This is a genomic window from Salmonella sp. FC25216 (genome assembly GCF_057751355.1).
The window spans coordinates 1-634 of the sequence record NZ_JBDGON010000035.1; the positions used below are offsets into that span (position 1 = coordinate 1).

The 634-nt window shown below is 48.7% G+C and carries 1 tRNA gene and 2 rRNA genes; all 3 read right to left on the reverse strand.

Features of this window, described 5'->3' with window-relative positions:
- Positions 1-183 (reverse strand): 23S ribosomal RNA (locus tag AC3G3F_RS23850); the annotation flags it as partial.
- Positions 184-411: 228 nt separating this feature from the next.
- Positions 412-487 (reverse strand) — tRNA-Glu (locus AC3G3F_RS23855).
- Between the two features lie 85 nt (positions 488-572).
- Positions 573-634 (reverse strand): 16S ribosomal RNA (locus tag AC3G3F_RS23860); the annotation flags it as partial.

Sequence of the window (634 nt, forward strand, 5' to 3'; positions counted from 1 at the left end):
GTTCGCCTCATTAACCTATGGATTCAGTTAATGATAGTGTGACGAGTCACACTGGGTTTCCCCATTCGGACATCGCCGGTTATAACGGTTCATATCACCTTACCGGCGCTTTTCGCAGATTAGCACGTCCTTCATCGCCTCTGACTGCCAGGGCATCCACCGTGTACGCTTGGTCGCTTAACCTCACAACCCGAAGATGTTTCGTAAAACATCATCGTGTCGCGAAAATTTGAGAGACTCATGAACAATCGGAATTGTTCTTGTTTCAATTTTCAGCTTGATCCAGATTTTTAAAGAGCAAATATCTCAAACATGACTCGTAAGCCAGTTTTGAGATACTAAGGCAGGTGACTTTCACTCACAAACCAGCAAGTGGCGTCCCCTGGGAGTTTGACCTCATCAGTTGAACGCTGGCGTCCCCTAGGGGATTCGAACCCCTGTTACCGCCGTGAAAGGGCGGTGTCCTGGGCCTCTAGACGAAGGGGACACTGAAGTCTCAATCGCAAGACGCCTTGCTTTTCACTTTTCATCAGACAATCTGTGTGAGCACTGCAAAGTACGCTTCTTTCAGGTAAGGAGGTGATCCAACCGCAGGTTCCCCTACGGTTACCTTGTTACGACTTCACCCCAGTCA